The sequence below is a fragment of the Providencia sp. NPDC089933 genome (genome assembly GCF_049545585.1).
Classification (GTDB): domain Bacteria; phylum Pseudomonadota; class Gammaproteobacteria; order Enterobacterales; family Enterobacteriaceae; genus Providencia; species Providencia huashanensis.
This window is the reverse complement of the sequence record NZ_JBMWDT010000009.1, coordinates 93832-117793: the sequence shown is the minus strand read 5'-3', so window position 1 is coordinate 117793 and position 23962 is coordinate 93832. Positions and strand designations below refer to the sequence as shown.

Annotated in this window: 19 protein-coding genes and 1 tRNA gene; 6 read left to right on the top strand and 14 right to left on the bottom strand. The window is 38.9% G+C overall.

Annotated features, from left to right (window positions below):
• Positions 1-57: 57 nt before the first annotated feature.
• The 7 genes from oppF to ACPEH5_RS13980 form a co-directional block, all read right to left on the bottom strand.
• Positions 58-1059 carry a murein tripeptide/oligopeptide ABC transporter ATP binding protein OppF gene (gene oppF / locus ACPEH5_RS14010; protein ID WP_042843647.1) on the bottom strand — a complete coding sequence of 334 codons (1002 nt, stop codon included), beginning with the start codon at positions 1057-1059 and terminating at the stop codon, positions 58-60.
• A complete protein-coding gene (locus ACPEH5_RS14005) occupies positions 1056-2045 on the bottom strand; it encodes an ABC transporter ATP-binding protein (protein WP_187550279.1) in 990 nt (329 codons plus the stop codon). Before ACPEH5_RS14005 ends, oppF begins: the two co-directional genes overlap by 4 nt.
• A gap of 10 nt (positions 2046-2055) precedes the next feature.
• Positions 2056-2964, bottom strand: a complete 909-nt coding sequence (oppC, locus tag ACPEH5_RS14000; protein ID WP_042843645.1) for an oligopeptide ABC transporter permease OppC — start codon at positions 2962-2964, stop codon at positions 2056-2058.
• A gap of 14 nt (positions 2965-2978) precedes the next feature.
• A complete protein-coding gene (oppB, locus tag ACPEH5_RS13995; protein ID WP_042843644.1) occupies positions 2979-3899 on the bottom strand; it encodes an oligopeptide ABC transporter permease OppB in 921 nt (306 codons plus the stop codon).
• 72 nt (positions 3900-3971) lie between these two features.
• Positions 3972-5612, bottom strand: a complete 1641-nt coding sequence (oppA, locus tag ACPEH5_RS13990; RefSeq protein ID WP_281111170.1) for an oligopeptide ABC transporter substrate-binding protein OppA — start codon at positions 5610-5612, stop codon at positions 3972-3974.
• A 99-nt stretch (positions 5613-5711) separates the two neighbouring features.
• Positions 5712-7325, bottom strand: coding sequence for an ABC transporter substrate-binding protein (locus tag ACPEH5_RS13985; protein WP_042843641.1), 1614 nt, complete (start codon positions 7323-7325; stop codon positions 5712-5714).
• A 558-nt stretch (positions 7326-7883) separates the two neighbouring features.
• Positions 7884-8528 (bottom strand): YchE family NAAT transporter, encoded by a 645-nt coding sequence (locus ACPEH5_RS13980; protein WP_281111169.1) that lies wholly within the window; start codon positions 8526-8528, stop codon positions 7884-7886.
• A gap of 465 nt (positions 8529-8993) precedes the next feature.
• On the opposite strand from ACPEH5_RS13980, the gene adhE reads away from it, so the two are divergent.
• Entirely contained in the window at positions 8994-11684 is a 2691-nt protein-coding gene (gene adhE, locus ACPEH5_RS13975) for a bifunctional acetaldehyde-CoA/alcohol dehydrogenase (RefSeq protein WP_042843639.1), read from the top strand.
• A 199-nt stretch (positions 11685-11883) separates the two neighbouring features.
• On the opposite strand, the gene ACPEH5_RS13970 is transcribed toward adhE, so the two are convergent.
• The gene (locus tag ACPEH5_RS13970; RefSeq protein ID WP_048607277.1) at positions 11884-12513 is read right to left on the bottom strand and encodes a thymidine kinase; all 630 of its coding nucleotides are present in this window, start codon (positions 12511-12513) and stop codon (positions 11884-11886) included.
• Between the two features lie 530 nt (positions 12514-13043).
• Here ACPEH5_RS13970 and hns point away from each other — a divergent pair.
• Positions 13044-13454, top strand: a complete 411-nt coding sequence (gene hns, locus ACPEH5_RS13965; protein WP_042843638.1) for a histone-like nucleoid-structuring protein H-NS — start codon at positions 13044-13046, stop codon at positions 13452-13454.
• 427 nt (positions 13455-13881) lie between these two features.
• Here the strand turns inward: hns and galU are convergent, their stop codons facing one another.
• Both galU and rssB read right to left on the bottom strand, forming a co-directional pair.
• On the bottom strand, positions 13882-14802 hold the full coding sequence (galU, locus tag ACPEH5_RS13960; protein WP_042843637.1) for a UTP--glucose-1-phosphate uridylyltransferase GalU: 921 nt from the start codon (positions 14800-14802) through the stop codon (positions 13882-13884).
• A gap of 166 nt (positions 14803-14968) precedes the next feature.
• Positions 14969-15970: a two-component system response regulator RssB gene (gene rssB / locus ACPEH5_RS13955; RefSeq protein ID WP_042843635.1), complete on the bottom strand. Its 1002-nt coding sequence runs from the start codon at positions 15968-15970 to the stop codon at positions 14969-14971.
• 125 nt (positions 15971-16095) lie between these two features.
• Here rssB and ACPEH5_RS13950 point away from each other — a divergent pair, with 125 nt between their 5' ends.
• The 3 genes from ACPEH5_RS13950 to ACPEH5_RS13940 all read left to right on the top strand — a co-directional run bounded on the left by ACPEH5_RS13950 (position 16096) and on the right by ACPEH5_RS13940 (position 17766).
• On the top strand, positions 16096-16575 hold the full coding sequence (locus ACPEH5_RS13950) for a YchJ family protein (RefSeq protein ID WP_129465960.1): 480 nt from the start codon (positions 16096-16098) through the stop codon (positions 16573-16575).
• A gap of 99 nt (positions 16576-16674) precedes the next feature.
• Positions 16675-17523, top strand: coding sequence for a formyltetrahydrofolate deformylase (purU, locus tag ACPEH5_RS13945; protein WP_042843633.1), 849 nt, complete (start codon positions 16675-16677; stop codon positions 17521-17523).
• A gap of 158 nt (positions 17524-17681) precedes the next feature.
• Positions 17682-17766: transfer RNA gene (locus tag ACPEH5_RS13940), tRNA-Tyr, on the top strand.
• 1 nt (position 17767) lies between these two features.
• Here ACPEH5_RS13940 and ACPEH5_RS13935 read toward each other — a convergent pair.
• Complete coding sequence (locus ACPEH5_RS13935) at positions 17768-18643, bottom strand: LysR family transcriptional regulator (RefSeq protein ID WP_042843632.1); 876 nt, start codon at positions 18641-18643, stop codon at positions 17768-17770.
• A gap of 546 nt (positions 18644-19189) precedes the next feature.
• Between ACPEH5_RS13935 and xthA the strand changes: the two genes are divergently transcribed.
• The gene (gene xthA, locus ACPEH5_RS13930; RefSeq protein ID WP_042843631.1) at positions 19190-20002 is read left to right on the top strand and encodes an exodeoxyribonuclease III; all 813 of its coding nucleotides are present in this window, start codon (positions 19190-19192) and stop codon (positions 20000-20002) included.
• A 59-nt stretch (positions 20003-20061) separates the two neighbouring features.
• Here xthA and ACPEH5_RS13925 read toward each other — a convergent pair whose 3' ends face one another.
• The 3 genes from ACPEH5_RS13925 to ACPEH5_RS13915 are packed head-to-tail and all read right to left on the bottom strand — an operon-like array spanning position 20062 to position 23597.
• The gene (locus ACPEH5_RS13925) at positions 20062-21987 is read right to left on the bottom strand and encodes a DNA topoisomerase III (protein WP_042843630.1); all 1926 of its coding nucleotides are present in this window, start codon (positions 21985-21987) and stop codon (positions 20062-20064) included.
• Between the two features lie 3 nt (positions 21988-21990).
• Positions 21991-23034, bottom strand: a complete 1044-nt coding sequence (selD, locus tag ACPEH5_RS13920) for a selenide, water dikinase SelD (RefSeq protein WP_206227462.1) — start codon at positions 23032-23034, stop codon at positions 21991-21993.
• An 11-nt stretch (positions 23035-23045) separates the two neighbouring features.
• The gene (locus tag ACPEH5_RS13915; protein WP_042843627.1) at positions 23046-23597 is read right to left on the bottom strand and encodes an NAD(P)H nitroreductase; all 552 of its coding nucleotides are present in this window, start codon (positions 23595-23597) and stop codon (positions 23046-23048) included.
• Positions 23598-23962: the final 365 nt, after the last annotated feature.

Here is a 23962-nt window from a genome sequence, read left to right as displayed (position 1 = left end):
ACAAATAAAACAGAGCAAAACGCTCTGTTTTATTTACAACAAAATTAATGTTATCCCTTAAAGCGGGTCAATTTTCAAACAAGATACCGCATGTTTAAAGCTCCCTTCTAGCAAGGGTCGTGTTTTTGCGCACTCTTCATCTGCTAATGGGCAACGGGTTCTAAACACACACCCGGAAGGTGGGTTTATGGGGGATGGCAACTCCCCTTCAAGTAGCTCAATTTCTTTGTTTTTTTCTTTATCGGGGTCAGGAACTGGCACCGCAGACATGAGAGCCCGAGTATAAGGATGCAAGGGGTTATTATACACCTCATCATATGTACCAAGCTCTACCGCGTGCCCCAGATACATAACCAATACACGGTCAGAAATATGCTTAACGACAGCTAAATCGTGAGCAATGAATATTAATGATAACTTCATTTCCCGTTGTAATTCTTGCAACAAATTAACCACTTGTGCTTGAATGGAAACATCCAATGCAGATACGGGTTCATCACAAATCACTAATTTAGGCTCTAAGATCAGTGCCCTAGCAATACCTATTCGTTGACATTGCCCACCTGAAAATTCATGAGGATAGCGGTTAATCAAATTTGGCAACAGCCCTACACGCATCATCATTTTTTTCACTTTTTCGGTGACTTCAAGCTGTGACATTTTAGGATGATACGTTTTCAACGGCTCAGCAATAATATCCCCAATCGTCATACGCGGGTTTAACGACGCTAATGGATCTTGAAAAATCATTTGGATATCACTGCGTACACGCCGCCATTCTTTATCGCTTTTACCTAATAAGTTTTGCCCTAGCCAACTCACCGTGCCATCTGTGGCTTTGACTAAGCCAATCAATGCCCGAGCAAATGTCGATTTACCACATCCCGACTCACCCACAACACCTAAGGTTTCGCCTTCATACAGCCGCAATGTTACCCCATCAACGGCCTTTAAACTTTTATTAGGTTGCCAAAACCATTGTTTTTTATCCCTAATCTCAAAATGGACTTTTAAGTCGTTCACCTCTAATAAGACCGGCCTATTCTCATGAGTGCTCATACAAGTTCCTCCATAGGCTTAAAGCAGGCGCGTAAACGTGTTTGTTCAAAGGTTGTTAATACGGGTTCATTATCCACACACTGCTGTGTGGCATATTGGCAACGCGGTGAAAATGGGCAACCCTTGGGTAACCTTAATAAGTTTGGTGGATTACCCGGTATTGTTGCTAGGCTCTCATCATCACCGTCAAGACGGGGAACCGCAGCTAATAAACCAAGAGAATACGGATGAGAAGGATGATAAAATATATCTCGAGCGGTACCATATTCCATCGTTCGCCCAGCATACATCACAAGAACTTTATCGCAAACGCCAGCTACTACCCCAAGGTCATGCGTGATCAGAATAATCGCAGTATCAAATTCTTGTTTTAATTCATTAAGCAACGTCATGATTTGTGCTTGCACAGTAACATCAAGCGCCGTTGTAGGCTCATCTGCTATTAACAACTTAGGCTGACATAATAATGCCATAGCAATCATCACTCGCTGGCGCATTCCCCCTGAAAATTCATGAGGATACATATTCATCCGTTTACGCGCTTCAGGCATTTTAACTGCATCAAGCATCCTAATAGACTCTTCAAAAGCCTCATTTTTACTCATACCCTTGTGAAGCATTAAAACTTCAGATAATTGAGTGCCAATTTTTAAATAAGGATTGAGCGATGTCATTGGGTCTTGAAATATCATTGAAATTTCTTCGGCCCGCATCCGGTTTAATTCTTTCTCCCTTAAATTCAGTATTTCACGTCCATTAAATACCGCTGACCCATTGATCCGGCCATTTTTAGCTAATAGACCCATTAATGCAAAAGCAGTTTGTGATTTACCAGAACCCGATTCACCGACAATGCCGAGTGTTTCCCCTGCACTTAACTCAAAATTTAATTTATTAACCGCCGTTACACTGCCATCTTGAGTGGCAAAATTAACGCTGAGATCTTTTACTGATAACAGAGGGGTTTTTATTACATTATTTGACATGTGTTTCCCTCTAGCGATCTTTCGGGTCAAGAGCATCGCGCAGCCCATCCCCGATAAAGTTAAAACAAAATAGTGTAATGACCAAGAAACCCGCTGGGATCAGCAATAACCATGGAGTAACCTCCATAGAATTAGCCCCATCACTGAGCAAAGCCCCCCAACTACTTAGTGGTTCTTGCGTTCCTAACCCCAAAAAGCTTAAGAAAGATTCAAATAAAATCATACTTGGTACTAATAATGAGGCATATACCACAACAACCCCCAAAACATTAGGGACAATATGGCGTAAAATAATCTGCCGCGTACTGACACCACAAACAAGGGCTGCCTCGATAAACTCTTTACGTTTTAATCCCAGTGTTTGCCCACGCACAATACGTGCCATATCGAGCCATGAGACCATACCAATCGCCACAAATATCAATAAAATATTTGCACCAAATAAGGTCACTAATAAAATGACGAAAAACATAAACGGAAATGAGTTTAAAATTTCTAGCAAGCGCATCATCAGGGAATCAACCTTCCCGCCAATATAACCTGCCAATGAACCATACAAAGTACCAACAATAACTGCAACTAACGCAGCTGCAACCCCAACCATTAAGGAAATTCGCCCACCAATCGCAACTCTGACGAGTAAATCTCGACCTGATGCATCAGTGCCAAAATAGTGCCCCGTCGCCATATCTGGTGGCATGGACATCATTTCCCAATCGGTATCATCATATAAAAATGGGGATAGCATAGGGGCAAAAATCACAAACATTGTGATTAAAAATAACACAAACAAACTGACGATTGCGGCTCGATTATGGATAAAGCGACGCCTTGCATCCTGCCATAAACTGCGCCCTTCAATATCTAACTGCTCCGAAAAATGCTCCAGAGCTTCACTATTTTGCTGATTCGATATCATAGCGTTTCTCCGGCTTAGTAACGAATTTTAGGGTCAATAACGGCATACAACACATCAACAATTGCATTAAATGCAATGGTTAATACACCCACTAAAATTGTTAAACTTAGTACTAATGAATAGTCACGGTTAAGTGCTCCATTAACAAAAAGCTGGCCAATGCCCGGTAAGCCAAAAATTGTCTCAATGACCATTGACCCCGTAATGATCCCAACGAATGCTGGCCCCATATAAGAAAGCACAGGAAGCAAAGCCGGTTTCAATGCGTGACGTAGAATAATAGTTCTTAGGGGTAACCCTTTCGCGCGTGCAGTACGAATAAAATTTGAGTGCATAATCTCGATCATCGACCCGCGAGTTATACGGGAAATACTAGCAATATAAGCTAATGACAATGCAACCATGGGTAAAACCATGTGTTTAAGGTTACCGCCATCCCAGCCACCACCAGGGAGCCATTTCAAATGAATGGCAAAAATCAGCACCAATAGTGGTGCTACAACAAAGCTGGGGATGACAACCCCCGTCATGGCAAACCCCATGACTGTAAAATCCCATTTAGTATTTTGGTTTAGCGCCGCAATAACCCCGGCTGAAACACCAAAAAGAACCGCAATAATAAATGCCGTTGCACCTAACTTTGCTGACACTGGGAAAGCCTTAGCAACGAGGTCATTAACACTATAATCTTTGTATTTAAATGATGGGCCAAAATCCCCTTTGGATAACTGAATCAAATAATTGAAATACTGTTTATACATTGGGTCATTGAGATGATATTTCGCTTCAATGTTGGCCATAACTTCAGGCGGGAGTTTACGTTCCCCTGTAAAAGGGCTTCCTGGCGCCAAGCGCATCATAAAAAATGAGATTGTAATAAGGATCAGTAACGTCGGGATCGCTTCTAGCAACCGACGCAAAATGAATTTAAACATTGCTCTTTCCTACATCTATTGCCTATTAGGCTAATATCTGGCTCCACACTAAATGGAGCCAGAACAAGTTTATTAGTGTTTGATAATATATAAGTCTTTAGTATGCAGGTTATCTAACGGGTCTTTGCCACTGTAACCACCAACATAAGGTTTTACCAAACGCGTATTAACGTAGTAGTAAAGAGGAACAACACCTGAGTCTTTATCGAGTAATTCTTCAGCCTGCTGATAGAGCGCCGCCCGCTCTTCAACTGTTTTGACTTGCAATGTTTTTTTCATTACGGCATCAAAATCTGTATTTTTATAGTGAACGGTATTATTACTGCTGTAGGAAAGTAACATATTGAGGAAAGATGACGGTTCATTATAATCAGCACACCAACCAGCACGAGCAACATCATAATTACCTTGATGTCGGCTATCTAAAAAAGTTTTCCATTCTTGGTTTTCTAATTTAACTTCCGCGCCTATATTCTTTTTCCACATAGAAGAAGCGGCTATTGCGATACGTTTATGTAAATCTGAAGTGTTGTACAGTAAATTGAATTTTAATGGGTTCCCTTTATTGTAGCCGGCCTCTTCAAGTAACTGTTTGGCTTTTTCATTGCGTTGCTCTTGGGTCATATTCGCATACCAGTCAGGCTTTTCAGCTTTCATTCCGCTGGTAAATGGAGGAGTAAAGCCATACGCTGGGATATCTCCTTGCGCCTTCACTTTATAAGTAATGATATCTCTATCCATGGATAATTTTAGAGCTTCACGGACTTTCGGATCATTAAACGGTGGTTTCTCATTATTGATTTCATAATAGTAAGTACACAGATATGGGCTCACTTTTAACTCATTTGGCATATTTTGTTGTAAGCTTTTAAACTGCTCAATCGGTAAATTACTATAAGTCATATCGATTTCACCACTACGATAGCGGTTAACATCAGTCACTTCGGAAGAAATCGGTAAGAAAGTCACTTGGTCAATTACAGTATTCGCATTATCCCAATAACTAGGGCTACGCTCTAACACAATACGTTCATTCACCGTCCAACCTTTTAATTTATACGCGCCATTACCCACGAAATTTTGTGGCTGAGTCCATTTTGCGCCATGCTGTTCGATGGTTTTTTTATTCACTGGCGACATAGATGAGTGAGCTAATAGCTTAGGAATATAAGGTACGGCTTCGCTAAGTGAAATAACTAATGTTTTATCATCAAGAGCCTTAACACCAAGCTCTTGAGGCTTTTTCTTACCTGCAATAATATCGTCAACATTTTGAATATGTGCATACTGTAAGTAACTTGCGTAAGGTGATGCCGTATCAGGGTCTGCTAAACGTTGCCAACTATAGACAAAATCCTCTGCTGTGACAGGGTCACCATTGGACCATTTTGCATCATCACGTATTTTAAACGTCCACTCTTTAAAATCTTTATTTTCCCAGCTAACTGCTGAGCCAGGTAAAATCTCACCGTCAGGGCCGACAATTGTGATCCCCTCAAAAAGGTCCCGCGCTAATGCTGACTCAGGTACCCCTTCAATTTTATGCGGGTCTAACGATTGAGGTTCCGACCCATTATTACGCACCATCACCTGCTTCTCTGCAAGTTCCACACCCGCAGGAACAACTGCCGCAAAACTCGTCGCTATTGACCCCACAGCCAGCCCTGCGGTCACGCTAAGTGCAATAATCGATTTATTGATTAATTTACTCATCTTATCGGTTACTCCCGTTCATATTTATTATGATTGTGTGTTGTTCATATTCACTAAAACCTAGAATAGTGAACACTTTTTATAATTATTTAGATATTATTAATTAGGTTCATTTATATATAACCGTTTAATATCCGTATAATCAAGAGGGTCTTTGCCTTTAAATCCATTAATCGTAGGTTTTATCATGCGCGCACTAACGCGATAATAAACAGGAACTATGGCCGAGTCCTTGTCCAACAAGGCTTCAGCTTGCTGATATATATCATGACGAGATTGGTCATCAGGAGCAGTTAAAGCCTGTGCAAGTAACGCATCAAAAGCAGAATTACTATAAAATGCAGTATTATTACTATTTTGTGACAACATCATGTTTAGAAAAGCAGTAGGCTCATTATAATCTGCACACCAAGTCGCTCTAGCGACATCATAATGGCCTTCATGACGGCTTTGTAATGACGTCTTCCATTCTTGGTTTTGTAAAGTCACCTGCGCCCCTATATTTTTTTTCCACATAGAGGCTGCGACGATAGCTTGCTGTTTATTCTGATCTGAAGTGTTATAGAGTAATGAAAATTTTAACGGGTTTGCTTTATTATAACCGGCTTCTAAAAGTAACTCTTTGGCCTTCTTATAACGCTGTTCTTGGGTTAAATCGGCCCATTCAGGTAACGTAAAATTCCCATTATTGATAAAAGTTGGTGTAAACCCATAAGCTGCGACTTGCCCTTGCGCCATAACTTTATTGGTTATTGTCTCTCTATCTAACCCTAGCTTAATTGCCTCACGTACTCGTGGGTCATTGAATGGCGGTTTCTGGTTATTTATTTCATAATAAAATGTACATAAATAAGGGCGAACATACAGTTCATCCGGCTTTTCTTGCTGCATTTTTTTATACAGAACAGGCGGGATTGCAGAATTGCTGATATCTATCTCACCACTACGGTAACGGTTAATATCACTGACCTCTGAGGTAATCGCTAAAAATGTAGCTTGGTCTATACGGCTACTGTCATTGTTCCAATAATATGGGTTACGTTTTACTACAATACGTTCATTAACGACCCACTTATCAAGTAAATAAGCCCCATTGCCTACAAAATTTTGTGGTTGAGTCCATTTTTCACCGTGCTGCTCTATTGCCTTCTTATTAACAGGTTTCAATGATGTATGAGAAAGCATATCGACAAAATAGGGAACTGGATGGCTAAGTGTCACTTGTAAATGCTGAGGATCAAGCGCTTTAACACCCAACGCCGTCGGAGGTAATTTACCGGCTAAAATAGCATCGGCATTTAAAATATACGCATTTTGTAAATAACTCGAATAAGGAGACCCTGTACTTGGGTCCGATAACCGCTGCCAGCTATAAACGAAATCTTCAGCAGTAACTGGCGTACCATCACTCCATTTAGCCCCTTGCCGTAAAGTGAAAACCCACGTTATATAATTGTCATTTGTCCAACTTTCCGCGACCCCAGGCGCTACTTTTCCGTCGATATCGCTGTAAACTAACCCTTCAAGTAAGTTTAAAATAATATTGCTTTCTGGTACCCCTTCCACTTTATGAGGGTCAAGTGATGTGACTTCTGAGCCATTGTTTATCGTGATCACCTGCGGTGACTTAATTGCCGTATCTGTCGCATTAGCCTGAAGCGTAATAAATAATATCGAGAGTGCACCAAAACCCATTTTTGATTTGATCATCATATCCCTCATGATTAATTGATGGCGCTATCACTGCATTAGCAGCCTTCTCTACAAAATTAGTTGATTGTTATAACTATCAAGTTTGCTGTTTATTAAAGTAAATAGCGCTCTCCCCAACAAATATCAATAACAAGTTTTTAACATTTTTGCGCATAAAAACTTTATATGAATATTCAAATAATCATGCAAAAGTAAAAAATATACTTTAATAACATTATGATAAAAAAATTACCGCACCCAAAAAGCAGTATCGCCTTTTTTGTGGTTCCAAACATATCATTAACAAACACTAATTAGAATAGTGAATAAATTTACGTAGCTCACAATTTCTTACTTTTTATCCCTGCTTTAGCAAAAAATGCGACATATAATTACAGTTAACATATTTGTTATCCGTAATTGTTAATTACTCTAATTTTGAGGACATCTGAGGGTAATAAAAGTAGTCTGTATATGAATGGTTAGTATTCAGAAGTAGAAAATACAATTCGAGGGAATGTTGGCTGCAACAAACCACTGCAACCAACAAAGATAGCTAGATAGGCAAAAGAATAAAAATTATAACAACCCAGGAAATAACGCCTTAACCCCTGTCACGATAAACTCAATCCCTAACGACATAAGCAACAGCCCCATAATACGAGTTACAACGTTAATCCCAGTTTGGCCAAGGTAACGAACAAGTAAAGATGCTGAACGAAATAGCAACCAACAACAAAATGCAAAGAGAATGCTGGTCAGCGCTAAACCCAAAAAGTTTTGCCAACCGTGCCAACGAGATGACCATACAATACAATAACTAATTGCCCCCGGACCGGCCATTAGTGGTAGTGCTAACGGGACAACACCAATACTATCTCTTACTGCAGTTTCTGTTTTTTCTTGCTTATTCTGTTTATCTTCACCAATTTTTCCACTAATCATCGACATTGCGATTGTCACAATTAATATCCCCCCTGCGATGCGAAATGAATCGATGGAGATACCAAACAACTGAAGTATTGAGTCACCTATGAGTAGTGAAGTACATAAAATAATAGCGACTGAAGTATTCGCTACAGTATTAGTTTTATTTCTCCCTGCATTACTTTGATAGTTAGTCATACTAATAAACACAGGTAGAATGCCTACTGGGTTTACAAGTGCAAAAAGACCAATAAAAAATTTAATGTAACCAGATAAATCGAGTAATGCGATGCTCACTCAGCCATTTCCTTAAACAGTTCTCTTAAGAGATGCATTGATACCTTTTCTAATTTTATCACCTCTGGTGCTAATTTCCTTGCGCGAAATAATTTTTTCTATAACAAACTAAATTTCCTTGTTATTTTAGTGAGTAATGAATGAATTTTTCCCCACAAATGTATTAGTCATATTAAATTAAGTCATAGAACAATAACACTTACATAACGTATATGAATATAAGCCTGCTGAAAGGTGTCAGCTTGGCATTTTCGTGATTTAGATCACTTTATTTAATTCCTATTTTGTTAATCTATTCTTAACTGATAGACAGGATTAATAAGATTTTTAAGCCAATAGGCGATGATGAGCAGCGTTATTATTAGAATTATCTATACTTTCACTTTTAGGCAGTCTTTTTCGCCCAGTTTGTCGATACATTGCTCATTGGCTTAAAAAGTTTAACATTTATCAGGAGTAATCTATATGTCTGTAACTAACGTTACCGAACTCAATGAACTCGTTGCTCGTGTCAAAAAAGCTCAACGCGAATTCGCGACTTTCTCACAAGAAAAAGTTGACGAAATATTTCGTGCTGCTGCTCTCGCTGCCGCTGATGCACGTATCCCCCTAGCAAAACTCGCTGTTGAAGAATCTGGAATGGGTATTATTGAAGATAAAGTGATAAAAAATCATTTTGCTTCTGAGTATATCTATAATGCCTATAAAGACGAAAAGACCTGTGGGACTTTATCTGAAGACCCAACATTTGGGACAATAACGATTGCAGAGCCTATCGGTATTATTTGTGGCATTGTGCCAACCACTAACCCAACCTCAACTGCAATTTTTAAATCATTAATTAGTCTAAAAACACGTAATGCCATTATCTTCTCTCCACATCCACGTGCGAAAAATGCAACCAATCGTGCAGCTGAAATAGTACTTAATGCCGCTATTGCTGCAGGTGCACCAAAAGATATTATTGGCTGGATTGATTCCCCTTCCGTTGAATTATCCAATGCATTGATGCACCACGCTGATATTAACCTGATTTTAGCGACAGGTGGACCAGGTATGGTTAAAGCAGCCTATAGCTCTGGTAAGCCAGCGATTGGTGTCGGCGCGGGTAATACCCCTGTTGTGATTGATGAAACAGCAGATATCAAACGTGCTGTTGCATCGATTCTCATGTCAAAAACCTTCGATAACGGCGTTATTTGCGCCTCAGAACAATCCGTTGTTGTTGTGGATGAGATCTACAACCAAGTTCGTGAGCGTTTTTCCAGCCATGGCGGCTATTTACTGCAAGGTAAAGAACTTAAAGCGGTTCAAGAAATCATTTTGAAAAATGGTAACTTAAATGCTGCCATTGTGGGCCAACCTGCTGTTAAAATTGCCGAAATGGCAGGCATCACTGTCCCTATCACGACTAAAATCTTGATAGGTGAAGTTAAAGTTATTGATGATTCAGAACCCTTTGCCCATGAAAAACTGTCCCCGCTCTTAGCCATGTATCGTGGTAAAAACTTTGAAGATGCCGTCTCCAAAGCTGAACAATTAGTCGAAATGGGAGGGATTGGCCATACTTCTTGCTTATACACCGACCAAGACAATCAACATGAACGAGTGAACTACTTCGGCCAAAAAATGAAAACAGCACGTATTTTAATTAATACGCCGGCCTCGCAAGGTGGTATTGGTGACTTATACAACTTCAAACTAGCTCCTTCTCTCACATTGGGTTGTGGCTCTTGGGGGGGTAACTCTATTTCCGAAAACGTCGGGCCAAAACACTTGATCAACACTAAAACTGTGGCGAAGAGAGCTGAAAACATGTTATGGCATAAACTACCAAATTCAATCTACTTCCGTCGTGGTTGCCTACCTATCGCCCTTGAAGAGATTGCAACTGACGGTGCGAAACGTGCCTTTATCGTCACTGATGGTTATTTATTCAATAATGGTTATGTTGATGAAGTAGTCAATGTACTCAAAAAACACCACATTGAAACAGACGTATTCTTTGAAGTTGAAGCAGACCCAACATTAACAGTTGTACGTAAAGGCGCTGCCCAAATGCAAGCATTCAACCCTGATGTTATTATTGCATTAGGTGGTGGTTCACCGATGGATGCAGCGAAAATTATGTGGGTCATGTACGAACATCCTGAAACACACTTTGAAGAGCTCGCGCTACGCTTTATGGATATTCGCAAACGTATTCACCGCTTCCCTAAAATGGGCGTTAAAGCGAAACTAGTTGCGATTACAACTACTTCAGGTACTGGCTCTGAAGTTACGCCGTTTGCGGTTGTGACTGATGATAAAACAGGTCAAAAATATCCATTAGCGGATTACGCACTCACCCCGAACATGGCTATCGTTGATGCAAACTTAGTCATGAATATGCCTAAATCTTTAACTGCCTTTGGCGGTCTAGATGCAGTGACCCATGCATTAGAAGCTTATGTTTCAGTGCTAGCTAACGAATTTACCGATGGCCAAGCGCTTAAAGCATTAAGTTTATTAAAAGATTATTTACCTGCCAGCTATCACGAAGGTGCTAAAAACCCTGTCGCTAGGGAGCGTGTACATAATGGGGCTACCCTTGCAGGTATTGCATTTGCGAATGCGTTCTTAGGGGTATGTCACTCAATGGCACATAAACTAGGTTCAGAGTTCCATATTCCACATGGCCTCGCCAATGCCCTATTGATTTGTAATGTCATCCGTTTCAATGCGAATGACAATCCAACTAAGCAAACAGCCTTTAGCCAATATGACCGTCCTCACGCACGTCGACAGTATGCTGAAATTGCTGATCATCTCGGTTTAACTGATTCAGGGGATCGTACAGGCGCTAAAATTGAAAAATTATTAGCATGGCTTGATGAAATAAAAGCAGATTTAGGCATTCCAAAATCTATTCGTGAGACAGGGGTACCTGAAGCAGACTTCTTAGCTCGCGTAGATAAACTGTCTGAAGATGCATTTGATGACCAATGTACTGGTGCTAACCCAAGGTATCCATTAATCTCTGAAATTAAACAATTATTATTGGATTCCTATTATGGTCGTGATTTTGTTGAGCATTCAACAGCACCTGTTACCGAACATATAGAAAAGAAAGTTCCTCAGAAAAAAACAGCTGAAAAGAAAACCACTAAAAAATAATTTATTTATAGATTATTAAATTAGCAAAGGCACTGTTATAGAAACAGTGCCTTTTTTGAGGACTTAAAATGAGTTGCGACGTACTAAATATTAACGTTGATATATATGATTTTTCCTAATAGCTAGTTTTATATCACCTTCTACTCGCATAACGAGATTATAATAATTATTTTATTTCCATACACGTAACTATATAAAACTACCTAAAATGAATTGGTTTTTTAGGAATTATCCCTTCATTCATCATTTGCGCTTGTTTTATTGCTTCTGAATAGTGTTTACGACAAACAGATATATACTTTTCATTACCGCCTATATCGACCTGAGCACCCTCATATACAGCAATACCATCACTTCCTATACGTAATACCTTATTAGCCTTACGCCCACAGTAGCATACGGTTTTTAGCTCAACCAATTTATCTGCCCATGCGAGTAAATATTGACTGCCTGCAAATAGTTGCCCAGCAAAATCAGTGCGAAGTCCATAGCACAAAACAGGGATATCCTCGTTATCAACGATGTCACATAATTCTTCAACTTGTTTTTTTGTTAAAAACTGACATTCATCAATAAGGACACAATGCACTTTCTGTAACTGATTTTCGCGCTTAATAACCTCTGCCATATCCGTCGTTGTTGAATAAACCAACGCTTCAGCAGATAAACCAATACGCGAGGATACTTTCCCCTGAGCAAAGCGATTATCTATCTCTGCTGTGAAAATAACAGTACGCATCCCTCTTTCATTATAGTTATACGATGATTGCAATAACGACGTTGATTTGCCTGCATTCATTGCTGAATAATAAAAATAAAGCTGAGCCATCTGGCTGTTTCCTCACAATTAATATACGCAATAATTTTACCATAAAACATATCGTTAGATTAACAAAATGACACTATCTCACTTTACTTATTGAAAATTTAACCCTTTTTACAATTATTTTGCTTCTTATCGCTAATAAAGCTTACCTTATATACAATAAAAACCAATTTGATATTAACTATAAACCGTATCAGCTAAAGCATGTTAAGCTAAAATTCATCATCAAAAAAAGAAAATTTAAGTTAGTATCCCCCTTCAATTCATTCTGAGTAAAAGTAGAATGCGACTTTCGACAAGCACTGCGAAATATTAAATCACAAAGTTTTTTTCTTATTGCTATTTTTTTCATTAGTTCAGTTATTGATAATAGCGGTATATATATCTACGAAAGTTTTATTTTTCTTTTGTAAAAAAATTGCATTCGTAAAAGATAACTTTTAAACTAGAGAAGTAATTTAGCTATTGCAGAATTTAAAATAGCATTCTATTATTACTGTACACATGCCAACAAATAATTTGAGACCAGGAAAATGAGCGAATCATTAAAAGCGTTAAATAACATCCGTACTCTTCGTGCTCAAGCTCGCGAAGTAACTTTAGAATCGTTAGAAGAAATGCTGGAAAAATTAACCGTCGTTGTTGAAGAACGTCGTGATGAAGAAAACCAAGCTCGTGCAGAATTAGAAGAACGTAACCGTAAACTGGAAAAAGTTCGTGAAATGATTCTTGAGCAAGGCGTAGATTTAAATGACCTTCTGCAAACAATGGATTCAGGTAAAGGCACAAGCACTCGTGCTAAACGTGCAGCTCGTCCAGCTAAATATAAATATGTTGATGAAAATGGTGAAACTAAAACGTGGACAGGCCAAGGCCGTACTCCAGCTGTAATCAAAGTTGCCATTGAAGAACAAGGCAAATCATTAGATGATTTCTTGATCTAATCGCCTAATCTTTTATTCCAAACACCCTTTTTAAAAGGGTGTTTTTGTTTGTACCTTTATATATTATTTTATATTAGTCTCTAGCTACAAAGTCTCTTAACCATTATAACCACTAGCTCCCCCTGCAATTCTTGCTTAATTTATAGCCTCTAATAGGTATTGCACTAATCATCAAATATTTACAATTAAATAAAAACGCCAAGGTAAAGATTTGTAATTTTAATTAGACATTATTAAATTCAAAAGCAATTGTTTAATGTGACTGAGTGCTATTTTTATCGCACTGCATGGAGGTAAAATTAACAACGAGTCGAAAAGCCGCTTCTACTCCTTAATACTTAGTCTTTATAGTTAATAGTTCATCTCTATCTATAAAAAAGGCTAACTTGTCTAGTTAGCCTTGAATTAATTTACTGAAATAAGTTTTCTATTTCGGCGCGTTCAATGAAGCCGACAATTCTGTCAACCACTGGGTAAAGTCATCTCCTAAAGTGTCATGTTGCATTCCATATTCAACAAATGCTTTCATGTAACCTAGTTTATTTCCACAGTCATGACTTTTACCACATAAGTGGTAAGCCTCTACAGGTTCATTATTTTCCATCATTAATGCGATTGCATCAGTTAGCTGTATTTCATCACCAGCACCTGGGACTGTTTTTGCTAATGCGTCCCATATTTTTTCAGATAAAACGTAACGACCAACAATAGACAAATTGGAGGGGGCTTCTTCACGACTTGGTTTTTCTACCATGCGAATAATTTTTTTGCTGTCCCCCGGTTGCAGAACTGCGCCATTGCAATCAACAATACCGTAATTGGAAACTTCTTGCTCGGGCACAGGTTCAACCAGAATCTGGCTCGCCCCCGTAGATTCGTACTGTTCTAGCATTTCACGTAGATTAAATTTTGTTAAATCCGTGCTATAACGGTCTAAAATCACATCAGGTAAAATGACAGCAAATGGCTCTTCACCCACTAATGGTTTTGCACATAAAATAGCATGCCCTAACCCTTTCGCAATCCCTTGACGTGTTTGCATGATAGTAACATGACTTGGGCAAATAGATTGCACCTCATCCAATAACTGGCGCTTAACACGCGCTTCCAATATGGCCTCTAACTCGAAGCTAGTATCAAAGTGGTTCTCAATTGAGTTTTTTGATGAATGGGTAACCAAAACTATCTCATTGATCCCAGCAGCAATACACTCATTGACTACATATTGAATGAGCGGCTTATCAACAATCGGTAGCATCTCTTTTGGAATAGCTTTTGTTGCCGGTAGCATCCGCGTCCCTAAGCCCGCAACAGGTATTACAGCTTTACGCACCTTGCGTTGTGTCATTTGTCATAACTCCAGATAATATCTACGCATCTTAGCCCCATAGTTCAAATATGTTAGCGATGCATTTCAAGTGCGCGGAAGTATATCAGGAAATTATCCCAAATAAATAGTGACGAGTCCGAATGCGGCTATTTAAAACGCGTTATCAACACTTTTTAAGAGTAAATTAATTTTCAGGATTAAACATTAGTTTTATTTTTTGGCTATTATTGCGTATTAAACACTGCCAGACAGCCCCTTTTATCTCCAAATGATTCGATTGATAAAACTTGAGTGTCCCAAGTGGCAGGTTTCTTGCCAATTTAAAATGAGAGTTTTCTGTCGTTATATCGGCTTCTAACCCAGCACTAGCCATAATGATCGAATTATTTTGCGTGTTAAAATACCCCAACAGTAAAGGAAATTGCCCATTAAAACCGGAATCTTCCAATAAATGATTTATCTGATTAATAATCCTATCAATATTTGGTAGTTTTTTATCTGGATAGCTAACGGCGCTTTTCAATAAATCATTAAATACAACCCGGATTAAAAAAGCAGCCATGACGCCTTCTTGATGAGACCGCTCCGTATCTATACAGTAAAAACCAATTTGGCTATCTGAAATAGCCGCTAAGTCTAACAACAGACCAAACCGATTAGCTTCATTAAGTTGGCGATAATTAATTCTATAACCATTAATTATTTGGTGTACTGGCGGCTGCAATTGCTTCAAGACGGTAAGCATGTCTTGCGGATTGTTTTCCATCAATGCAGAAATATTATCGCCGATTTGTTCGGATAAGTCGTCTTGCTCAGGATACAACGCTGAAAGGATGGTAACTTTAACTTCATCTAAATTTTTTATCGGTTTTAATAACGCATCTGTCGCCCCTAAACGGAACATTCTGTCTAATTGCGTAAAATCAGTGGTTGCTGTAATGACTATCACCGGAATGTTAATATTTCTAGCAACTAACTCCCGCATAAATGCTTCGCCATCCATAACTGGCATATTTAAATCACAAAGAATGATATCAGGTTCTATATGGCTTATTGTGATCATTTCTATTGCTAATTGACCATTTTTTGCGGTATAGATCTCTATCCCTAATGTCTCAAGGTAGTTTTTTAAGATTGTACAGAAGGTGATTTCGTCTTCTACTATCAGTATTTTTCTATTTTTCATAAGATACCTACTGCAATGACCTGGTTTAATTAACAATACTATTATTCATACTATAAAATTATTTTTCACCCACAATTTAAGTATAGTGATTTTTCAATCTTATACTTATTTTTATCGAGAGTGTTATGCCATCACAAGCAAAAGATAGATGTTGCTGCGGTAATGAAGCACAATTTGAACATTGTTGCTCACCTTTTTTGCGAGGCTTGTCAATTCCTCAGACACCTGAGCAACTCATGCGCTCACGTTACAGCGCCTATGTACATCACAATGTTGATTACCTTATTGAGACATGGCACCCCGATTGCCATGCCGAGGAATATCGTGAAGAGCTAATCAATAGTTTTATACAGACACAATGGCTAGGACTTTGTGTTATTAGTTCTTCTTATGCTAAAAATCCTGATGAAGGCTATGTCGAATTTTCGGCTTGCTTTATTGATGAAAAAGCTGATCATAAACAACTTATTCATGAACGTTCCCGTTTTATTCGGATAAATTCGCGTTGGTATTATATAGATGGCATAACACCAAAAGTGGGTCGTAATGACTTATGCCCTTGTGGTTCTAGCAAAAAATATAAAAAGTGCTGTAATCCAAGTTAGCTATCGCTCGTTTATTTACTTGTATCAACGCAAATTTAACACTCAGTTTGTCATTAGCTTTATTATATAAGCTTTGCTAGTTAAGGATTAGACAGTTTCATGCAACACAAAAATGTACAAAAGAAAATTCTCAGGACAATTTGCCCTGACGCGAAAGGACTTATCGCGAAAATCACCAATATTTGCTATAAACACCAGCTCAACATTGTACAGAATAATGAGTTTGTCGATCACCGCACAGGCCGTTTCTTTATGAGGACCGAACTGGAAGGGATTTTTAACGATGAAACTCTATTAGCAGACCTTGACGATGCATTGCCTGTGGGTTCTAAACGCGAATTAAACGCAGCTGGGCGTCGTCGCATTGTTATCATGGTCACCAAAGAAGCTCATTGCCTTGGTGATTTACTCATGAAGAGTGCTTATGATGGCTTAGATGTTGAGATTGCCGCTGTTATAGGTAACCATGACACCTTGAAGAACTTGGTCGAGCAATTTGGCATTCCATTCCACCATATTAGTCACGAAGGTTTAACCCGTGAACAACATGATGAAAAAATGACAGCTCAAATTGACCAGTATCAGCCTGATTATGTGGTTCTGGCCAAATATATGCGTGTTTTAACACCAGAATTTGTTCAGCATTATCCAAACCAAATTATCAATATTCACCACTCATTCTTACCTGCGTTTATTGGTGCTAGACCTTACCACCAAGCCTATGAGCGCGGGGTAAAAATTATTGGGGCAACAGCGCATTTTGTAAATGATAACCTTGATGAGGGACCAATCATTACACAAAACGTGATTAATATAGACCATACATTCACTGCTGATGACATGATGCGTGCTGGCCGAGATGTTGAAAAAAATGTACTTAGCCATGCATTATATTGGGTATTAGCTCAGCGTGTATTTGTATATGGTAACCGAACGATTATTTTATAAGTCAAAAACTGGCTTAAACAACAATAAATTGTTGATATTACAAGCGTTAAGAACAAAAAAACAGCAAACGAGTATTTTATTGTAAATTAATGCTTTACAGCGGCGCGTCATTTGATATGATGCCGCCCGCTGTGAACGATTACAGCAATACAAAATTAGGTGGGATACCCAAGCGGCCAAAGGGAGCAGACTGTAAATCTGCCGTCACAGACTTCGAAGGTTCGAATCCTTCTCCCACCACCATTCAGTTATACTCACCTCCCAGTTTATCAACAACGCCCATAAAGCGATTTAACACACTAGAATGTGATTTTGACTTATAGACATAACATTCACTTTGCCCTAGAAAATTATTTATTGATACGTATATCAATGACTTATCAATTAACTCTTCTTCAGGATAATGGTCAGTAATGCCAATAAAGTCACCATCTTGAATAAAACTTTGACAACAACCGATATTGTCCATTTGTCTTACGCTAATCTTGTTATCGGTGGTCTCAATTTTTTTTAATAACCCACTCATTAGCGAACTTTTATAAAATGCAGGGTCACATAACCAAGTGTTTTTTTGTAATAGCTCAATAAGGTTATAATGGTATTTTTCATATAGTTCTTTACGACAATATATACCCAATGGTGAGTTCTCTATTTTTTTTTGTAATGAGAAACGCTCACTAACAACTTCCTCAGAACTAAGAATAAGTGTATTACCATCATAATCAACAATCTCATCCACTTCATCATAATTAAACCTCAATATATTAACTTGTACATTATTGAGGTGAGCTGCTTGATATAAATTGATTAAGTGCCCTTCTTTTCCCCAGTCATAATAAATATTAGCCTCATTAACAATGTAGCCTGAAAAATGTTTTTTAGTAATTTCTTTCTCCTGTAAATAAAGATCCCTAAGATCATTATAAAGTTCCTGGCCATCCTTAGTTAATGTCATTCCAAATTTTTCTCTCTTAAAAAGCCGTTTACCTAAACTGGTTTCGAAATCCTTGATTGACTTCGCTATGGGAGGTGTCGTACGGTTCATCACCCTAGCAGCCTTGCTTAACGAGCCATTTTCCACAACCGCCATAAACGCCTCTAATTTTCTTGAAAAGAACATATCTATGACCCCATTCTATTATTAAAATGTTAATCAACAAGAGTAATTATATAAGTAAAAAAATGTTGATTAGCCCATAATTCAACTCACCAAATAAAAAGACAATCTTAATTTTTTTATTGAATGAGTAACAATATTTCATAAAGGTATTTTTATAATTTCCAACATAGCAAAGCAATATATTATACTGTTTAGCTTAATTATTTTTTATGGCTAGACTATTAAATCACATTAAAATACAAATAACCAACTGACTTTAAATGAAATTAAATATACTTAATTAAGATATTATTTAACATACCTTAATTTTCAATAAAAAATAAATTAGTCATAATTCACCCAATTAACAATAATAGATAATTAAAATTGTTGATATTAATTTATATAATATACAGTATCAGTCAAATGTATTACCTACTGCTATTATTACAGTAGTCTACATAATTTATTTTTGAATTAAAGTACGCTATGTAGGGTTATACAGTGTGGTCATCATCTGTTAGAATCTGAGGCAATAATCATTAAAGCATAGGTGATAAAAAAACCATGAAATTCATATCATTCAACATTAATGGCCTACGAGCTCGCCCTCACCAACTTGCCGCTATTATAGAAAAACATCAACCAGAAGTCATTGGTTTACAAGAAACCAAGGTCCATGATGATATGTTCCCTTATGAGGAAGTGAGCCAACTGGGCTATCATGTTTTTTATCACGGTCAAAAAGCACATTACGGTGTTGCGCTACTCACTAAAAATGAACCTATCGATGTACGAAAAGGTTTTCCAACTGATGATGAAGATGCCCAACGCCGTATTATTATGGCTGATATTCACACAGAGCGAGGGCCATTAACGGTAATTAACGGTTATTTCCCTCAAGGGGAGAGCCGTGACCACCCAACGAAATTCCCAGCCAAAGAAAAATTCTATCAAGACTTACAGCACTATGTAACGTCGACACAAACAGCTGACTCCCAATTATTAATTATGGGGGATATGAACATCAGTCCAACCGATTTAGATATTGGTATTGGAGATGTTAATCGCAAGCGCTGGTTAAAAACAGGTAAGTGTTCATTTTTACCAGAAGAACGTGAATGGCTAGATAACCTACTGGGCTGGGGGTTAGTCGATACTTACCGCGCGAAGAACCCGGATGTCAATGACTGCTACTCCTGGTTTGATTACCGCTCAAAAGGTTTCGATGATAACCGTGGCTTGCGGATAGACTTATTACTCGCCTCTAACAAGTTAGCTGAGCGTTGTATTGCAACAGGGATTGATTATGACATTCGTGGAATGGAAAAACCGTCAGATCACGCCCCTGTATGGTCTGAGTTTAACTTAACCAAATAATTCTTTAACACCGTACACGGCAAGTAAAAGGTGCTATATAGCACCTTTTACTGTATTAGTTACTCGACTTTCTTTTTAGTTTTCTTGCTTGTTTTCGTTGCTTTCTTCCCGCTTTTTGAAGGCGGTGGAGGTAACTCTCTAAATGTACGCAAATTCGTAAATTGGCGAGCATGATGAATTAATTGCACCAGCGTTTGGCTTAGTGGCTGCATGAAATCATCATAACGTGATTGTTTTTCACTGATTTGAGTCAGAACAGACTCCCAATGTGCGGTCATATCCGGTAAAGTCGCCATATCTGGCAACACATGAATTAATGCTCTCCCAGCAGGCGATGAATGAATATAACGCCCTTTTTTATATAAAAATTGCCGTTTAAATAATAGGTCAATAATTCCAGCACGCGTCGCTTCAGTACCAAGGCCATCAGTTTCTCGCAATACTTTTTTTAATGCTTTATCTTGTACAAAACGAGCAATTCCTGTCATAGCAGACAATAAAGTAGCATCAGTAAAAGGCCTTGGTGGTTGTGTTTGCCTTTCGACAACCTCCCCTTTTTCACACAGAAGTTCGTCATTTTTACTCACGATGGGTAAAGGCATACCATCATTTTCAGCGTCCCGCTCTTTATTTCCTAAGACAACTCGCCAGCCTGCTTCAGCTAAAAAACGCGCTTTAGCGATAAACTTACCCTTTTCAATTTCTAAATCAATTGTACATTTACGATAAACTGCATCAGCCATAAATTGAATAATATACTGCCGCGCAATCAGTTGATAAATATTACTTTCATTCTCTGTAAGTTTTACCGCAGTGGCTTTTGCTGTAGGAATAATCGCATGGTGAGCATCGACTTTTTTATCATCCCAACAACGGTTTTTTTTATCTAACTCTGGGAGTTCAAATTCAGTGAGTAACGGCTGATGCACTGCTATTGCATTTAATACACTATGGCGACCAGCGAAATGTTCATCAGGTAGATAACGACTATCTGAACGCGGGTAGGTAATTAATTTATGCGTTTCATATAAACGTTGGCAAATATCCAAGACTTCCTGTGCACTGAGTGCATATTTTTTGGCTGCTTCAATTTGCAGAGCTGACAAAGAGAAAGGTAAAGGAGCAATCTCAGTTTCACGTTTATCTTGGTACTGTGTGACTATCGCCGGCTTACCTTCAATACGCGAAACGACATGCTCCGCTAAAGGCCGATGAAATAAGCGCCCTTCTTCATCCTGAAAATCGACACACGACTCACTAGGTTGCCATACAGCAACAAAACGCTCATCTTGCGGAGTCACAATGTGTGCTTTAACTTCAAAGTAGTCTTTCGGAACAAAGTTTTCTATTTCTTCATCGCGCCTGACCACCAGCCCTAAAACTGGTGTTTGCACCCGACCAACAGAGAGAACACCTTGATAGCCCCCCCGTTGCCCCAATAAGGTATACGCTCGAGTCATATTGATGCCGTAGAGCCAATCAGCTCGTGCTCGTGCCAATGCTGACACACACAGAGGGATAAACTCACGATTTTCTCTTAAGCGGTCAATGGCCCGCTCAACAGCCTGTGGATTAAGGTCATTAATCAAGCAACGTTTTACGCTTTTGCGTTTTTCTGAATCAAGCTTTAAAAAGTCGAGTACCTCATCAACCAGCAACTGTCCTTCTCTATCGGGGTCTCCTGCATGGACAACGACAGTTGCTTGTTTAAGCAGCGCTTCAATCGTTTTTAATTGTTTGGTTACCGCGGAGCGCGGCTTTAATTGCCACTTATCGGGGATAATCGGCAAATCTTGCAAATTCCAACGCGCATACCTAGGTTCATAGGCATCGGGTTCTGCCTGCTCCAAAAGGTGCCCTATGCACCAAGTAACAGTTTGACCATCACCACATTGAATAAAACCATCACCACGCTTATGTGGTTTCGGCAGTACATCAGCAATAGCCCTTGCAAGGCTCGGTTTTTCCGCAATAAACAAACGCATGAATTAATCTATCACTTCAACTAAAGGAACATTGTCCTGATGGGGTAATAATTTCCCGATAGACTGTAACAAAACACCTTGTTGCTGTGCAATCTCTTTAATTTTAGAGACTTCTGAAGGTTTGACGGCAATAAGTAAACCGCCAGATGTTTGAGGATCACACAGTAAGTTACGTTGCATATCACTCATTGGGCCAATAAGATGCCCATAACTATCAAAATTCCGTGATGTCCCACCAGGAACACAACCTGCCTCGATATATTTCTCAACATCCGTTAATTTAGGTACTTTGTTAAAAGCAATCTCAGCGCGGACACCAGAACCTTCACAGATTTCACTTAAATGCCCCAACAAGCCAAAACCCGTCACATCAGTCATCGCGGTTACTCCATCAAGAGGAGCAATCTCAGCACCCAGCTTATTCATCTGGCACATAGTTTCAGCTGCCAAATGTTTGTGCTCCTCAGCAAGAACCCCTTTTTTCTCCGCAGTAGTTAATACGCCAATCCCCAAAGGTTTCGTTAAAAATAGCTCACAGCCTGCTATTGCTGCGCTATTTTTCTTCACGTACTCGGTATTAACGACGCCAGTAACTGCTAGACCAAAGATAGGTTCAGGTGCATCAATTGAATGCCCTCCAGCCAGGGATATCCCAGCATCCGCACAAGCGGCACGTCCCCCCTCGATAACTTCACGTGCAACTTCCGGTGGTAATTTAGCGATTGGCCAACCTAAGATTGCAATCGCCATAATCGGTTTACCACCCATAGCGAAAATATCACTTATCGCATTAGTCGCCGCAATACGGCCAAATTCAAACGGGGAATCAACAATTGGCATAAAAAAGTCAGTGGTACTAATGATGCCAATGCCATTGCCTAAATCATAAACAGCAGCGTCATCTTTAGTTTCATTACCAACTAACAAATGGGGGTCGTGAAATTTAGCTTGTTCTGTATGTAAAATTTGTTCTAAAACCTTTGGTGCGATTTTGCAGCCGCAACCTGCACCATGGCTATATTGTGTTAGTCTAATTTTCTCAGTCATTATTGTTCTCTTTAAAAATAAGTTACAAATCCTGTCATATCAGGGGCTTGTACTTTTGCAGGTGCTTTAAGTTCAGGTGTCCCCAAATAAAGAAAACCAACAATTCGGTCGTTTTCGCCACAACCTAAACCTGCACGAACGACCGCATCTTCAGTCCATGAACCAGAACGCCAAATTCCACCAAAACCCTGTGCAACTGCAGCCATTTGCATAGCTTGTACTGTGCAACTTGCTGCAACTAATTGTTCCCACTCAGGAATTTTAGGATGTTGTTTTAGCTTTGCAATCACAGTAATAATTAATGGCGCTCTAAAAGGTGCATTGCGAGCTTTTTCTTCAACATCCTCGCCTAACTGCCCTTCAATTGCCGCTTTCTCAAGCAGTTCACTGAAGCGTTTAATGCCATCATCTTTCATGATCACAAAATGCCATGGTTTCAATGCGCCGTGATCAGGTGCTCTCATCCCTGCTGCAAGTATATTATCAAGCTGTTCACCTTGTGGGGCTGGCGTTTTGAGTCTAGAAGCTGAACGGCGGTTCAACAAAAGGGTTAAAGCATCCATGGTTGTCTCCGATTAAGAGTAAACTGATATGATAATCATTCAATTAGATAATTATACCAATACTATATTTAGTTTAAGCCTAAGAGAAAATCGCCTACACTATATAACCATTAATTATTGAGTAAATTACGTTATAAATTCATTGAATTGTATCATTTGTCACTGGTGAAAAATATAATTGAGATATTGTACCTTGTGTAACACAATTTTGTTATGCATAAAAACCGCTTTCAGTGCCAAGTAATTGTATTGATTAATACTAACCGACTGAAAGTGAGAAATGATGATCGGGTTTCGGATTGGCTTTAAGGCCATAGCTTTTCGTTCATCTAACAAAGGGCTTACACCTTATTTATACTAAATAC

What these genes read in the sequence shown, in the direction of transcription:
- selD (WP_206227462.1), bottom strand. Translation starts at nt 23,034, where the DNA reads ATGACTGAGAAAATTAGACTAACACAATATAGCCATGGTGCAGGTTGC.
- ACPEH5_RS13970 (WP_048607277.1), bottom strand. Translation starts at nt 12,513, where the DNA reads ATGGCTCAGCTTTATTTTTATTATTCAGCAATGAATGCAGGCAAATCA.
- galU (WP_042843637.1), bottom strand. Translation starts at nt 14,802, where the DNA reads ATGACACAACGCAAGGTGCGTAAAGCTGTAATACCTGTTGCGGGCTTA.
- ACPEH5_RS13935 (WP_042843632.1), bottom strand. Translation starts at nt 18,643, where the DNA reads ATGTTCTTTTCAAGAAAATTAGAGGCGTTTATGGCGGTTGTGGAAAAT.
- hns (WP_042843638.1), top strand. Translation starts at nt 13,044, where the DNA reads ATGAGCGAATCATTAAAAGCGTTAAATAACATCCGTACTCTTCGTGCT.
- oppB (WP_042843644.1), bottom strand. Translation starts at nt 3,899, where the DNA reads ATGTTTAAATTCATTTTGCGTCGGTTGCTAGAAGCGATCCCGACGTTA.
- oppF (WP_042843647.1), bottom strand. Translation starts at nt 1,059, where the DNA reads ATGAGCACTCATGAGAATAGGCCGGTCTTATTAGAGGTGAACGACTTA.
- oppA (WP_281111170.1), bottom strand. Translation starts at nt 5,612, where the DNA reads ATGAGTAAATTAATCAATAAATCGATTATTGCACTTAGCGTGACCGCA.
- ACPEH5_RS13950 (WP_129465960.1), top strand. Translation starts at nt 16,096, where the DNA reads ATGCCATCACAAGCAAAAGATAGATGTTGCTGCGGTAATGAAGCACAA.
- adhE (WP_042843639.1), top strand. Translation starts at nt 8,994, where the DNA reads ATGTCTGTAACTAACGTTACCGAACTCAATGAACTCGTTGCTCGTGTC.
- purU (WP_042843633.1), top strand. Translation starts at nt 16,675, where the DNA reads ATGCAACACAAAAATGTACAAAAGAAAATTCTCAGGACAATTTGCCCT.
- ACPEH5_RS13915 (WP_042843627.1), bottom strand. Translation starts at nt 23,597, where the DNA reads ATGGATGCTTTAACCCTTTTGTTGAACCGCCGTTCAGCTTCTAGACTC.
- ACPEH5_RS13925 (WP_042843630.1), bottom strand. Translation starts at nt 21,987, where the DNA reads ATGCGTTTGTTTATTGCGGAAAAACCGAGCCTTGCAAGGGCTATTGCT.
- oppC (WP_042843645.1), bottom strand. Translation starts at nt 2,964, where the DNA reads ATGATATCGAATCAGCAAAATAGTGAAGCTCTGGAGCATTTTTCGGAG.
- xthA (WP_042843631.1), top strand. Translation starts at nt 19,190, where the DNA reads ATGAAATTCATATCATTCAACATTAATGGCCTACGAGCTCGCCCTCAC.
- rssB (WP_042843635.1), bottom strand. Translation starts at nt 15,970, where the DNA reads ATGAAAAATAGAAAAATACTGATAGTAGAAGACGAAATCACCTTCTGT.
- ACPEH5_RS13985 (WP_042843641.1), bottom strand. Translation starts at nt 7,325, where the DNA reads ATGATGATCAAATCAAAAATGGGTTTTGGTGCACTCTCGATATTATTT.
- ACPEH5_RS14005 (WP_187550279.1), bottom strand. Translation starts at nt 2,045, where the DNA reads ATGTCAAATAATGTAATAAAAACCCCTCTGTTATCAGTAAAAGATCTC.